10 protein-coding genes are annotated in these 13,803 nt (G+C 72.9%); 5 read left to right on the forward strand and 5 right to left on the reverse strand.

What is annotated here, in order from left to right; translation table 11 throughout:
* The first annotated feature begins 69 nt into the window (after positions 1–69).
* The 3 genes from ACZ7HQ_RS12960 (at position 70) to ACZ7HQ_RS12970 (ending at position 6,771) form a co-directional block, all read left to right on the forward strand.
* On the forward strand, positions 70–2,577 hold the full coding sequence (locus ACZ7HQ_RS12960) for a SpoIIE family protein phosphatase (protein WP_470987948.1): 2,508 nt from the start codon (positions 70–72) through the stop codon (positions 2,575–2,577).
* Positions 2,578–2,660: 83 nt separating this feature from the next.
* On the forward strand, positions 2,661–5,399 hold the full coding sequence (locus ACZ7HQ_RS12965; RefSeq protein WP_470987951.1) for a SpoIIE family protein phosphatase: 2,739 nt from the start codon (positions 2,661–2,663) through the stop codon (positions 5,397–5,399).
* Positions 5,400–5,451: 52 nt separating this feature from the next.
* On the forward strand, positions 5,452–6,771 hold the full coding sequence (locus ACZ7HQ_RS12970) for a tetratricopeptide repeat protein (RefSeq protein WP_470987954.1): 1,320 nt from the start codon (positions 5,452–5,454) through the stop codon (positions 6,769–6,771).
* Positions 6,772–6,786: 15 nt separating this feature from the next.
* On the opposite strand, the gene ACZ7HQ_RS12975 is transcribed toward ACZ7HQ_RS12970, so the two are convergent.
* Positions 6,787–7,020, reverse strand: a complete 234-nt coding sequence (locus ACZ7HQ_RS12975; protein WP_470987956.1) for a hypothetical protein — start codon at positions 7,018–7,020, stop codon at positions 6,787–6,789.
* A gap of 90 nt (positions 7,021–7,110) precedes the next feature.
* Positions 7,111–8,958, reverse strand: a complete 1,848-nt coding sequence (locus ACZ7HQ_RS12980; RefSeq protein WP_470987958.1) for a glycoside hydrolase family 15 protein — start codon at positions 8,956–8,958, stop codon at positions 7,111–7,113.
* 153 nt (positions 8,959–9,111) lie between these two features.
* Between ACZ7HQ_RS12980 and ACZ7HQ_RS12985 the strand changes: the two genes are divergently transcribed.
* Positions 9,112–9,318 (forward strand): hypothetical protein, encoded by a 207-nt coding sequence (locus ACZ7HQ_RS12985; RefSeq protein WP_191874455.1) that lies wholly within the window; start codon positions 9,112–9,114, stop codon positions 9,316–9,318.
* Positions 9,319–9,420: 102 nt separating this feature from the next.
* Here ACZ7HQ_RS12985 and ACZ7HQ_RS12990 read toward each other — a convergent pair whose 3' ends face one another.
* A complete protein-coding gene (locus tag ACZ7HQ_RS12990) occupies positions 9,421–10,551 on the reverse strand; it encodes a molybdopterin-dependent oxidoreductase (RefSeq protein ID WP_470987961.1) in 1,131 nt (376 codons plus the stop codon).
* A gap of 154 nt (positions 10,552–10,705) precedes the next feature.
* Here ACZ7HQ_RS12990 and sthA point away from each other — a divergent pair, with 154 nt between their 5' ends.
* Positions 10,706–12,091, forward strand: a complete 1,386-nt coding sequence (gene sthA / locus ACZ7HQ_RS12995) for a Si-specific NAD(P)(+) transhydrogenase (protein WP_470988934.1) — start codon at positions 10,706–10,708, stop codon at positions 12,089–12,091.
* Positions 12,092–12,149: 58 nt separating this feature from the next.
* Here the strand turns inward: sthA and ACZ7HQ_RS13000 are convergent, their stop codons facing one another.
* Together ACZ7HQ_RS13000 and nicT are read right to left on the reverse strand one after the other, a co-directional pair.
* Positions 12,150–12,626: a DUF5709 domain-containing protein gene (locus tag ACZ7HQ_RS13000; RefSeq protein ID WP_470987963.1), complete on the reverse strand. Its 477-nt coding sequence runs from the start codon at positions 12,624–12,626 to the stop codon at positions 12,150–12,152.
* Positions 12,627–12,709: 83 nt separating this feature from the next.
* Complete coding sequence (gene nicT / locus ACZ7HQ_RS13005; RefSeq protein WP_470988938.1) at positions 12,710–13,777, reverse strand: Nickel transporter NicT; 1,068 nt, start codon at positions 13,775–13,777, stop codon at positions 12,710–12,712.
* Positions 13,778–13,803 lie beyond the last annotated feature (26 nt).

Here is a 13,803-nt window from a genome sequence, read left to right on the forward strand (position 1 = left end):
TCGCGTGGTCCTCCAGGCGCATTCTTGCTGTGTCATCCACCCGAAGGCGCATGGGACGAGGCAGGGGCGATGGCTGGGAGCGGTGGCGAGCAGACGGTCCGCGCGCGGACCCGGCTGGCCACGCTGCTCGCGGAGACCTCGACCGGCGCGCTCGGCGCGGCCGGCGGCCGGGTGGCGGGGGTGTACCTGCGGTCCGGCACCCCCGGGCTGCTGCGCCTCGCGGTGCTCGCGGGGCTGCCCGGTCCGCTGTTCCGGCCCTGGTGGCGGCTGCAGGTCGGCCGCCCCTTCCCCGTCGCCGACGCCTACCGCCTCGGCGTCCAGGTGGTGCTGCCGAACGCCGCCGAGACGGTGCGCCGGTATCCGCAGTTCGCCGCGGGTCTGCCCTTCCCGTTCGGGTCGGTGCACCTGCCGGTGCCGGGCGGGAGCGAGCCGCTCGGGGTGCTCACGGTGCTGCGCCCTGCGGTCGCGGACACGGTGGACGAGCTGCTGGACCTGGAGCTGCTCGGCCGGCTGGCCGAAGGACTGGGCGCCGAACTGCTCGCGCTCGCCGACGGGGACGCCGGCACGGTCGTCTGGGACGGCGAGCCGCTGTGCGTACGGCCGCCGGCGACCCGGCGCGGGGAGGCTCTCGTGGCGCGGTTCGACTGGGATCCCGAGAGCTGCGCGGTACGCGCGGACGACCGGCTGTACGACCTCCTCGGCCTGCCCCCGGCCGACTTCGCGGGGACGGACGAGGCGCTCGCCGACGCGGTCGCCCCGCACGACGCGCACGAGATCCTGGCCGCGCTGCGCGACACCGCCGCCGGGAAGCCGCCCGCGGCGCCCCTGTACCTGCGGGCGCCGGACGGCACACCGCGGCTGCTGCACCTGTGGCCGGCCGCCGAGGAGGGGCCCGCGGAGCGGGTCGGCGGGCTGGTGTTCGAGCCCGGCCCCGGCGTCTTCGCGGAGGGCGCGGCCGACGTGCTGCCGCAGGGCGTGTTCTGCGTGGACCGGGTGGGGCTGGTCGTGTACGCCAACGAGGCCGCGGCCCGGCTCGCCGGCCGGGAGCGGGCGTGGCTGCTCGGGCGGCCGCTGTGGGAGGCGATGCCGTGGCTGGCCGGTCCGCCGTACGACGACCATCTGCGCGGCGCGCTGCTGGCGCCGGAGCCGGTGCACTTCCATGCCCGGCGGCCTGCCTGCGACGGCGCCGAGCCCGCGGCGGTCGAATGGCTCGCCGTGTCGGTGCATCCCGGCGAAGAACTGCTGACCTGCACACTCGTCCCGGCCAGCCGCATGGACACGCCGGTCGAGCCGGTCATCGAGCCGCATTTTGCGCAGGACACGGCGGCCGACCACTCGATGACCCCGCTGTACCGGCCGATCGCCCTGGCCATCGCGCTGACCGACGCGGTGACCGCCCGTCAGGTGTCGGCGGTGGTCATGCAGGAGCTGCTGCCCGCGTTCGGCGGCCGGCGGCTCGCCATCTACCTGCTCCAGGAGCGGCATCTGTACCTCGCCTGGGAGACCGGCTTCCCGCAGGGCTTCCTCGCCCCGTTCGAGGGCATCGGCCTCGACGCGCGCGTGCCCGGCGTGGAGACCCTCACCACGGGCCGGCCGCTGTTCTTCGAGTCCATGGAGCAGATCGCGGCCACCTACCCGGGCATCCCGCTGGACGCCGAGGAGGGTGCCAGGGCCTTCCTGCCGCTGATCGCCTCCGGCCGGCCGGTCGGCTCCTGCATCCTCGGCTTCGAGCGGCAGCGCAGCTTCAGCACCGAGGAGCGCACCGTCCTGACCGCGCTCGCCGGGCTGATCGCGCACGCCATGGAGCGGGCGCAGCGCTACGACAGCGAGGCGGCGCTCGCCCGCGGTCTGCAACAGGCCCTGCTGCCCCGCCGGCTGTCGGCGCATCCGCGGGTGGAGACCGCGGGCCGGTATCTGCCGGGCACGCAGGGCATGGACGTGGGCGGCGACTGGTACGACGTGGTCGAGGCCGGTGACGGTCTCGCGCTGGTGATCGGTGATGTGCAGGGGCACGGGGTGCAGGCGGCGGCCACCATGGGGCAGTTGCGCAGCGCGGTGCGCGCGTTCGCGCTCGGCGACCGGCCGCCCGACGAGGTGATGAGCGGCACCAACCACCTGCTGATCGACCTCGACCCCGGTCAGTTCGCCAGTTGCTGCTACCTGCGGCTGGACCCCGCCACCGGCCGCGCCCGGATCGCCCGGGCGGGGCACCCGCCGCCGCTGCTGCGCCCGCCCCGCGGACCGACCCGGGTGCTGGACGTCCCGGGTGGTGTCGTCCTCGGCGTTGACCCCCAGGCCCGCTACCCGGTGACCGAGCTGGTGCTGGAGCCGGACGCGATCCTCGCCCTGTACACGGACGGGCTGGTGGAGCGGCCGGGCGCGGACATCGACGACGGCATCACGGCGCTGCGGCTGGCGTTGAACAGGGCCGGGGCCGCCGCCGGGCGGCGGGGCGGGCGGTCGCTGGCCGGGGTCGCCGACCGGCTCACGGCGACCGCCCGGCACGCCCCCGACCGCCCCGACGACGTGGCCCTGCTGCTCGCGGCCCGCCGTTCGACCCCCCTGCGCCCGCGGTGACCGGATCGCGCCGGGCCGATCGGCGGCCGTCGCCACGGACCGGAGTCTCGCCTGACGGGGCCGGGCAGTGTAGACATGGGCACATGGTGCGACTGCCCGGCCGGCCTGCGACCCGGCCGCCCCGTCCTTTCGGGCGCCCGCGCGCAGCGCAGGGTCCGCGGCCCGAGGGCCCGGGCGGGGACGGCAGCCGGCCCGGGATGCTGCGGTCGGCGGTGACCGGGCGCAGCGTGGCCGGGCAGGTGTTCGTGCTCCAGGTGGTGATCGTGCTGCTGCTGATCGTCTCGGCGGTGGTGGCGCAGGTGTTGCAGGTGCGGCACGACACCGTTCAGGAGGCGCAGAACCGGTCGCTCGCCGTTGCCCAGACGTTCGCGCACGCGCCCGGCACGGTCGCCGCGCTGCGCTCACCCGATCCCACGGCCGTGCTGCAGCCGCGCGCGGAGGCGGCGCGCAAGGCGAGCGGGGTGGACTTCGTCGTCGTGATGAACACCGACGGCATCCGCTACACGCACCCCAAGCCGGACCGGATCGGCAAGAAGTTCGTCGGCACCATCGCGCCGGCGCTGGCCGGGGGCACGGTCACCGAGCACGTCAACGGCACGATAGGCCCGCTGGTGCAGGTCGTGGTGCCGGTGAAGGACGCGGGCGGCAAGGTGGTGGGCCTGGTGTCGGCCGGGGTCACCACCGCGCACGTGGGCGGGGCCGCCGCCCAGCAGCTTCCGCTGCTGCTCGCGGCGGCAGCGGTGGCGCTCGCGCTGGCGACCGGGGGCACGGCGCTGGTCAGCAGACGACTGCTGCGCCAGACGCACGGACTCGGACCGTACGAGATGACGCGGATGTACGAGCACCACGACGCGGTGCTGCACGCGGTCCGGGAAGGTGTGCTGATCGTCGGCGGTGACGGCCGGCTGCTGCTCGCGAACGACGAGGCGCACCGGCTGCTGGACCTGCCGCAGGACGCCGAGCTGAACAGCGTGCTGGAGCTGGGGCTCGACGGCGAGATGGCGGCGCTGCTGGCCTCGGGCCGGGTGGCCACGGACGAGGTGCACCTGGTCAAGGACCGGTTGCTGGCGATCAACCAGCGCCCCACCGATCTGCGCGGCGGCCCGGCCGGCAGTGTCACCACGCTGCGTGACTCCACCGAACTGCGCGCCCTGTCCGGCCGTGCGGAGGTGGCGCGGGAGCGGCTGAACATGCTGTACGACGCCGGGGTGGGCATCGGCACCAGCCTGGACGTGGGCCGTACCGCCGAGGAGCTGGCCGGGCTGGCGGTGCCCCGGTTCGCGGACTTCGCGACCGTCGACCTGTTCGACGCGGTGCTGCAGGGTGAGGAGCCGAGGCCGGGCACGGCGCTGCGCCGCGCCGCCTGCGCCGGTGTCCGCAAGGACGCACCGCTGTACCCGGTCGGCGAGCGGATCCGGTGGGTGGCCACCTCGCCGCAGGCGCGCAGTCTGACGACGGGGCAGTCGGTGCTGGTGACCCGGCTGCGGGAGGCGCCCGGCTGGCGCGCGCAGAGCCCGGAGCGCACCGACCAGGTCCTGGCATACGGCATCCACTCGCTGATCACCGTGCCGCTCCGGGCGGGCAACCTGGTGCTGGGCGTGGCGAACTTCTGGCGTTCGGAGAAGCCGCAGCCGTTCGACGCCGAGGAGCTGGCCCTGGCCGAGGAGCTGGTCGCCCGGGCGGCCGTCTCCATCGACAACGCCCGCCGGTACACGCGCGAGCACAGCATGGCGGTCACCCTGCAGCGCAGTCTGCTGCCGCGCAGTCTGCCCGAGCAGGGCGCGCTGGAGATCGCCTACCGCTATCTGCCGGCGCAGGCCGGGGTGGGCGGCGACTGGTTCGACGTGCTGCCGCTGTCCGGTGCCCGGGTGGCGCTGGTGGTGGGGGACGTGGTGGGGCACGGGCTGCATGCGGCGGCCACCATGGGCCGGCTGCGTACGGCGGTGCACAACTTCTCCGCGCTGGACCTTCCGCCCGACGAACTCCTTTCGCTGCTGGACGAGTTGGTCGGCCGGATCGACCAGGACGAGACCGCCTCGGACGGCGCCGCGGCGATCACGGGCGCGACCTGTCTGTACGCGGTGTACGACCCGGTCGCACGGCGCTGCACCCTCGCCCGGGCCGGCCATCCGCCGCCCGCGCTGGCGCATCCCGACGGCCGGGTGGAGTTCCCGGAGGTGCCCGCGGGGCCGCCGCTGGGGCTGGGCGGGCTGCCGTTCGAGACGGCCGAGCTGGAGCTGGCGGAGGGCAGCAGGCTGGTGCTGTACACGGACGGGCTGGTCGAGGACCGCGAGCGGGACATCGACGAAGGGCTCGAGCTGCTGAGCGACGCCCTGCGCGGCACGCCGGGCGCCTCGCCGGAGGAGACCTGCCGCGCCGTGCTGGGGCGGCTGCCGGCCCGGCCGAGCGACGACGTGGCGCTGATCGTCGCCCGCACCCGGGTGCTGGGCGCCGACCGGGTCGCCGAGTGGCAGGTGCCGTCGGACCCGGCGGCGGTGTCGGAGGTCCGGTCCGCGGTGACACAGCGGCTCGCCGACTGGGGCCTGGTCGAACTGGACTTCACGACGGAACTGATCCTGAGCGAGCTGGTCACCAACGCGATCCGCTACGGGCGCGGCCCGATCGGCGTACGGCTGCTGCGTGACCGCACGCTGATCTGCGAGGTCTCCGACCGCAGCACGACCTCGCCGCATCTGCGGTACGCGGCGAGCACCGACGAGGGCGGCCGGGGCCTGTTCCTGGTCGCTCAGCTCGCCGAGCGCTGGGGTACCCGCTACACCCCGAACGGCAAGATCATCTGGGCGGAGCAGCCGCTGCCCTGAGCAGGGGTAAACCTGTTGAGGACACATCAGTCGGCGGGTGATGATCTCCGGCATGTTCTCGCGCAGGAATCACCGCCCGAAGTCCGCCGGCCTCCGCACGGCCTGGGAGGCCCTGGACCGTGGCGATGTGCCCGGTGCGCTACGGCAGTTGCGGGCGGCCGGCGAGGACCAGCCGCTCGCCGAGGTGGCGCTGGTGGTGGGGCGGGCCGCGCAGTCGGCGGGCTTCGACGACCTCGCGAAGGCCGCCGCCGCTCTCGTCGCCGAGCCCGAACGCCCCAAGGTCCTCTACGACTTCGGGTACTGGTGCATCGAACGGGGCGTGGCCCACCTGGCGGTCCCCGCGCTCCGCGAGGCGCTGCGCCGCAGCGACGGCTCGCCGGTGGCCCTGCGGGAGCTGGTGTCGGCCTATGAGCGCGAGGGCCGCCACCGCGAGGCGGTCGCTGAACTCGCCCGACACGAAGGGACGTTCGAGGACTGGCCGGACCGCTATCTGCTGGTGTTCAACGCCGTCCTGGCGGGCGACCTGACCCTGGCCCGGCGCCAGCACGCGCTGCTGTCCGACCCGCAGGACGCGCAGTGGCGGCCGGCGCGGGAGCGGCAGAACCGGGTGCTGGAGCGCGCGGCCGCGGCCGAGGCGGTGTCCTCGCTGGACCTGACGGATCTGCGCGGCTGGCAGTACGTGATCGCCGGCACGGTCCTCGGCACCCTGTCGCCGTACGGTTTCGAGGCGGGCATGCACGGACGCTACGCCTGGCTGCAGGACACCCCCGACGGCTGTCTGCGGGGGCTGCTGCGGCTGCGCGTCCTCCTGGAGGCGGCCGAGCTGCGGCCCCGCTCGGTGTCGCTGCTGCCCGACCGGGACTCGCGGATCCTCGGTCTCGCCGCGGCCGAGCTGCTGGACCTGCCGGCCGAGCCGTTCACGGCCGGGCGGACGGACACGGTGGTCGTGGCGTACGACCTCGACCGTCTCGCGGCGCACGAGGGCGGCCCGCAGGTGATCGGGCAGCTCTTCGAGCGGGTGCCCGGGCAGGTGCTGCACGCGCACGCGAGCTGCTGGACCGATCCGCCCGCTGTCACCGCGGACAGCGTCGGGCTGCTGCACCAGTCGGTGGTGCCGCCCTGGGGTGGCCACCTGCGCCAGGGCGCGGACGGCGGCGTCGAGCAGGGTCCGGCGGACGACCGTCCGGAGGCGGAGATCGCCGCCGAGGTGACCGCGGCCGACCCGGCCGCCGACCCCGGGGACGGCGAGGGCCCGGCGGACCACGACGCTCGGTTCGCCGCGTTCGCCGGGGCCGTCAAGGGCACCTGGCTGCGCGGTGACCGGGCGCGTGTGCGGTCCGCCGGGCCCGTCCCGAGTTCCCGGTTCGCCTGAGCGGAGGAGAGGGGGTCAGGCGCTGAGCCGCGAGCGCAGCAGCTGCTTCCCCATCTCCGCGCCCTTGCGGCTGTCGGACTGGGCCTTGTGGAACAGGTCCACGAGCTCGGTGTCGTGCTCGCGTTCGGCGTCCTGGATGTAGGTCTCCAGGCGCAGAGCGTTGTCCAGGCACGCCTCGACGTACCAGATCAGGTCGTAGTTCTTGTCGCGGGTACCGGTGACGTGGCCGGTCTCGCTGGTGCTGGTCATCCGGGTCTCCTCCTTCTGTGGACCCTGGGGCGTTCTCCTTCCGGAGACTCCCGGGTACCCGTGCGACCTGCGGACACACCACCCCGTTGGTCAGCCGAGGGCGCGGTCGAGGTTGAACGCCGCACTGATCAGGGACAGATGGGTGAACGCCTGCGGGAAGTTGCCCTGCTGCTCGCCGGTGCGGCCGATCTCCTCCGCGAACAGGCCGAGGTGGTTGGCGTAGGTCAGCATCTTCTCGAAGGCCAGCCGGGCCTCGTCGAGCCGGCCGGCCCGCACCATCGCCTCGACGTACCAGAAGGAGCAGATGGAGAAGGTGCCCTCGTCACCCCGCAGTCCGTCGGGGCTGGCCTGCGGGTCGTAGCGGTAGACGAGGGAGTCGGAGACCAGGTCCTCGGTGAGGGCGTCCAGGGTGGACAGCCACTTCGGGTCGGTGGGGGCGACGAACTTGGCGAGCGGCATCATCAGCAGGGAGGCGTCCAGGACGTCGCCGCCCTCGTACTGCACGAAGGCGCCGCGCCGCTCGGACCAGCCGCGGTCCATGATCCGCCGGTAGATGGTGTCGCGGGCCTGCCGCCAGCGGGGCAGCTCGGCGGGCAGTCCGCGCCGGTTGGCGAGGCGGATGGCCCGCTCGATCGCGACCCAGCACATCAGCCGCGAGTACAGGAAGTTCCTGCGGCCGCCGCGGGTCTCCCACACGCCCTCGTCGGGCTGGTCCCAGTGGTCGCACACCCAGTCGACGAGGTGGCACACGTCGTCCCACTGGCCGCTGGAGATGGGCTGGGCCCACTTGTCGTACAGGTAGATCGAGTCGATCAGGGCGCCGTAGATGTCCAGCTGGAGCTGTCCGGCGGCGGCGTTGCCGACCCGGACCGGCGCGGAGCCCAGATGACCCTCCAGGTGCGGCAGTACGAACTCGGGCAGATCGGTGCGGCCGTCGATGCCGTACATGATCTGCAGCGGGGCCGAGGCGGAGCCGTCGCAGGGCGTGATGTGCGTGGTCAGGAACCGCATGAAGGCCTCGGCCTCGCCGGTGAAGCCGAGCCGCAGCAGCGCGTACACGGCGAAGGCGGCGTCGCGGACCCACACGTACCGGTAGTCCCAGTTGCGCTCGCCGCCGAGCTGCTCGGGCAGGCTGGTGGTGGGAGCGGCGACGATGGCACCGGTGGGGGCGTAGGTGAGCAGCTTCAGCGTGAGGGCGGAGCGGTGCACCATCTCGCGCCAGCGGCCCCGGTAGCGGGACTGGTGCAGCCAGCGGCGCCAGTAGGCGACCGTGGCGTTGAACTGGTGCTCGGCCTCGGCATGGGCGCAGCCGCGGGGGGCCACCCGGGCACCGAGCTGGTCGAGGGCGAACACCGCCGTCTCGCCCTCGGCGAGCTTGAAGTCGGCGCGCGCGTCCCGGGCGTCGCACTCCAGGACGACGGTGGAGGTGAGCGACAGGGACATGTCGGCGGCCTCGAAGACGACCGTGCCGTCGGCGGTGCGCAGGGTGTGCGGTACGGCGCCGTAACCGAAACGCGGGGCGACCAGCACCCGGAACGGCACGGTGCCGCGGACGCAGACCACGCGCCGGATCAGCCGGTGCCGCCCCGCCTCGCCCGTGCCGACCACGTTGTCCGAGGTCACCGGCATGAAGTCCTGGACCTCGCCCACGCCGTCCTCGGTGAAGAACCGGGTGATCAGTACGTTGGTGTCGGGGAAGTAGAACTGTTTGGTCCGCGCGGGTACGGCGGCGGCCAGTTCGAAGCAGCCGCCGCGCTCGGCGTCGAGGATGGCCGCGAAGACGCTGGGCGCGTCGAAGGACGGACAGCAGTACCAGTCGATCGTGCCGTCCGTGCCGACCAGGGCGACACTGCGCAGGTCGCCGATGAGTCCGTGCTCGGCGATCGGCAGATAGCGGGGGCTGGGGCGGACGTCCTCCGGAAACGGGGTCTCGGCCATCGGCGGCCTCCCGGTGAGTGGTGCGCGATGTTTTCCAGCTTAGGAGCGAGTGCTCTCCGGTGGCGTGGGAAGGCGCTGCGGGGAATGGTGAGAGTGTGCCCCGTTCGGCGGCACCGGCACGGATGCGGTCATCCGGACCGAGGAGGAGGCATCATGTCGACATCCACACCTGACGAGTCCCGGTCGTCCGACGACCACTGCACCCCGGACGCCCTGCTCCACTCCGCTCCCTCCAGGGACATCACCCCGGAGGACCTGGTGATGGCGGCGGGCAGGGACGTCACACCGAAGAATCTCGACTGGGCACGCCGCAAGATGGAGAAGGAGGGCCCGACAGCCATCGAGAGGCTGCTGCCGTAGGGCGGTCCGGGGAATCAGGGGCTCACGTCAAACGGGGGCACGAGAGCCGGCCCGAAGGGGCGCGGGGACTGCGCGTGTCCGCACACCCGCACCCCTCCGGCTCTACGGCGAAGAAGCGTCCGCACAGACGACCCGCACCCAGCACACCGCGTTGTTGGCGAAGCCACCTCGGTTCCAGCGCTGATCGAGGGGCTGGGTGTGACCGCCGAGGTCGGTCGCACGCGCGCCCACGGCGTACTCGCCGGGCGACGCGTCCCAGTCGCAGTGCCACGCCCGCCACGCCCACGGGTGTCCGTCCGGCGCAGGGCGGAGCCAGGCCCGGACCCAGTTGCCGCCGTGATCGGTGCTGACCTCCACCGAGGTCACCGGTGCCTGTCCTGACCAGGCTCGCCCGTCCAGCCTCAGCGGCCCCGGCCGCACCACCCGCGTCCTGGACATGAAGTCGGGGAACCCCGGCGGCACGAGCAACGCACGGGGTGCGATCCGGGTGACCGGCTCGCCCGCCTCGCCGGCGGTGCGCCGGATCCGGTAGGCGACCGACTGCTGGAAGCCCGTGAACGGTTCGTCGCTGACGGTGACCGAACGCAGCCACTTCACCTGGGCCATGCCGTACCAGCCGGGCACGATCAGCCGCAGCGGCCGGCCGTGCTGCGGTGGCAGTAGCGCGCCGTTCATGGCGGTGGCGACCAGCACTTCGGGGTCGTCGCCGAGGGCCACGGCGAGGGGCAGGGCGCGCTGGTAGTCCTGTTCGACGCCACGCTCGACCCCGTGGTCGGCGCCGGTGAAGACGACGTCCACGGCCGCCGGGTCGGCCCCCGCCTCGGCGAGCAGCAGCCTGAGCGGCACGCCGGTCCAGTCCGCGGTGCCCACGGCCTCCACCAGCCACGGCTGGCTGACCGGCCGGGGGCTGAGCAGGGCCCGGCCGTTGCCCGCGCACTCCAGGGTCACCCGGGCGGTGACCTGCGGGAACGCCAGCAGGTCGGCGAGGGACAGATCGAGCGTGGTACGCACGTGTCCGTCGACGGTGAGCCGCCAGGCACCGGCGTGCGGCACGTACGGGATGTCGTAGTGCGTGAGGACGTAGTGCAGTCCGGGCGGGGTGACGTCGTGGCGGAGGGCTTCCAGGGGCAGCCCGTGGTTGCGGGTGGCGAGCGCGAGTTCGTCGGCGCCGATCCCCTCGTCGGGGCCGGCCTGCCGGGCGGGAGCGCTCAGATCGGCGGGTCGCTCACCCATGGCGTCATTGTCCTCCCGGCGGACCCGTGCGGCGAGGAGAGCGATAGCCGACGGCAACTCCCGCACGGCTCAGGGGATTTCGTCGGTGGCGATCCCTTCCGGAGCGCGCCGAGGGGCTGTCAGACTCCCGAGGGTGCCCGACTTCGACTTCGACATGCTCGTCATCGGATCCGGACCCGGCGGTCAGAAGGCCGCCATCGCCGCGGCCAAGCTGGGGCGCCGGGTCGCCGTCGTCGACCGCCCCGACATGCTCGGCGGGGTCTCCCTGCACACCGGGACCATCCCTTCCAAGACCCTGCGCGAAGCGGTGTTGTACCTGACGGGTCTCACCCAGCGCGATCTGTACGGGCAGAGCTACCGGCTGAAGGACGACATCACCGTCGCCGATCTCACCGCGCGCACCCGGCACGTCGTCGCCCGCGAGGTGGACGTCGTCCGCAGCCAGCTCGCCCGTAACCACGTCACCCTCCACTCCGGTACGGCCCGCTTCGCCGACCCGCACACCGTCGCCCTGTCCGAGCTGTCCGGACGGGAACGGCTGCTGAGCGCCCGGCACATCGTCATCGCCACCGGTACGAGGCCGGCCCGCCCGGACAGCGTGGAGTTCGACGGGCGGACGATCATGGACTCCGACAACGTGCTCTCGCTGGAGCGGGTGCCGCGGTCCATGGTGATCGTCGGGGCGGGAGTCATCGGCATGGAGTACGCCTCGATGTTCGCCGCGCTGGGCAGCAAGGTGACCGTCGTGGAGAAGCGCCCCGGGATGCTGGACCTGTGCGACGTGGAGATCGTCGAGTCGCTCAAGTACCACCTGCGGGACCTGGCGGTCACCTTCCGGTTCGGCGAGACCGTCGCCGCCGTCGAACGTCATCCGCGGGGCACGCTGACCGTGCTGGAGAGCGGCAAGAAGATCCCCGCGGACACGGTGATGTACTCGGCGGGCCGGCAGGGCCTGACCGGCGGACTCGACCTGGACAGGGCCGGGCTTGCGGCGGACGCGCGGGGCCGGATCACGGTGGACGAGAACTACCGCACCGAGGTGCCGCACATCTACGCCGTCGGTGACGTCATCGGGTTCCCGGCGCTCGCCGCGACCTCGATGGAGCAGGGCCGCGCGGCTGCCTACCACGCGTGCGGGGAGCCGGCCGGGCGGATGCACCGGCTGCAGCCGATCGGGATCTACACGATCCCGGAGATCAGCTTCGTCGGCCGTACCGAGGACCAGCTCACGGAGGACCGGGTGCCGTTCGAGGTGGGCGTGGCCCGGTACCGGGAGCTGGCTCGGGGGCAGATCATCGGGGACTCGCACGGCGTGCTGAAGCTGCTGGTCTCGCCGCAGGACCGGACGCTGCTCGGGGTGCACTGTTTCGGTTCGGGTGCGACGGAGTTGATTCACATCGGGCAGGCCGTGATGGGGTGCGGGGGGACCGTGGACTATCTGGTCAACGCGGTGTTCAACTATCCGACGCTGGCGGAGTCGTACAAGGTCGCCGCGCTGGATGCGACGAATCGGCTCCGCCAGGTGGACCGGTTGGACTAGGGCATGTCCGCAAAGTGTCGGCGTCGTTGGTCTGTTTGTGGTGCGTCGTCCCGGTGGTTCAGGTTTCCTCCTCCACCACGTGCACCGCGGCCTCTTCCGCGCCGGCCGCTCCGCCGTCGATGCCCACGTCCCGGGCGACCTCCTCCTTGACCGTGTCGGGGTGGGCGCCCTCGTCCGGTGCGACCAGCCGGCCCGCGCGGGATGCGCCCGCCTCGGGGTCGAGCGGCTCGCCCTCGCCGCCCGGCAGGTCGCCGATCTCGTCGCCGGCTGCCGGCTGGGCGTCCGGGACCTCCTGGGCGAGCCGTTCCTCCAGGGTCTCCCCCGCGTGCTGCTCGGCGGCGGTGGTGCCCTTCCTGGTGACGCCCAGGGGGCGTTCGGGCGGCGAGTAGCCCTCGTCGAGGACGTCGTCGTAGGTACGCTCGTCGACCGCGTCCTGGAGGTCCAGGGGACCGGCGTCCTCCTGTTCCTCGTTGGTACCGGTGGGCTGGTAGGCGTCGTCCGCCATCGGGGTCTGCTCGGACTGCTGGTCGCTCATGGTCGCCTCCTGCACGGCTCGCGGGCGGTCCTCGTCCGCGTTTCCCGCAGCGGGGTCGTCAATCCCGTCGGCGCGCGACCGGATCACTCGGCGGACTGTTCGGCCAGGCCGGCCGTCCACTTCTCCTCGATACGACCCGACTTCCACACCAGCAGGGCGACCGCCCAGGTGGCGACGAACAGGCCGACGATGACGAATCCGACGGTGTTGAGGTCGAGGCCGGAGATCCAGTCCCAGAAGGCACCGTGGAGGTCCAGCCGGTCGGCGAGAAGGCCGAGGAGTTCGACCGTGCCGATGATGAGGGCGACGGCCACGGACAGGCCGGTGATGGTGAGGTTGTAGTAGACCTTGCGGACCGGCTTGGAGAACGCCCACTCGTAGGCGAAGTTCATGAACGAGCCGTCGATGGTGTCCAGCAGCGACATGCCGGCGGCGAACAGGACCGGCAGGCACAGGATGGCGTACCAGGGCAGGCCGGAGGCGGCGCCGGAGCCGGCGAGGACGAGCAGGGCGATCTCCGTCGCGGTGTCGAAGCCGAGGCCGAACAGCAGGCCCAGCGGGTACATCTGCCACGGCTTGCTGATCGAGCCGGTGACCCGGCCGAGCAGGCGGTTCATGAAGCCGCGGTTGTTCAGCCGGATCTCCAGCGCGGCCTCGTCGTAGGCGCCGGAGCGCATCTGGCGGAAGACCTTCCAGATGCCGGCCAGGACGACGAGGTTGATGCCGGCGATGAGGTAGAGGAAGGTGCCGGAGACCGTCGTACCGATCAGGCCGGTCACCTCGTGCAGGTGCGAGTTGCCGTCGCGGACCGGTGCGGCCACGGTCTTCATGCCCAGCGAGAGCAGCAGGGCGAGGCCGAAGACGATGCTGGAGTGGCCGAGCGAGAACCAGAAGCCGACCGACAGCGGCCGCTGTCCCTCGCCCATCAGCTTGCGGGTGGTGTTGTCGATCGCCGCGATGTGGTCGGCGTCGAAGGCGTGCCGCATGCCCAGCGTGTAGGCGGTCACGCCGATGCCGACACCGAAGGACTGCTTGCCGACGCTGAAGTGCTGCGGCGCGATGATGCCGACCAGGGTGCCCCAGCCGATGACGTGCAGCGCGAGGACGAAGCCGGCCATCCCACCGACCCTGATCCACTCCTGCCGGGTCATCGAGCCCAGGACGCGGCGCCAGGCCG

Source organism: Streptomyces sp. NPDC037290 (assembly GCF_055603245.1).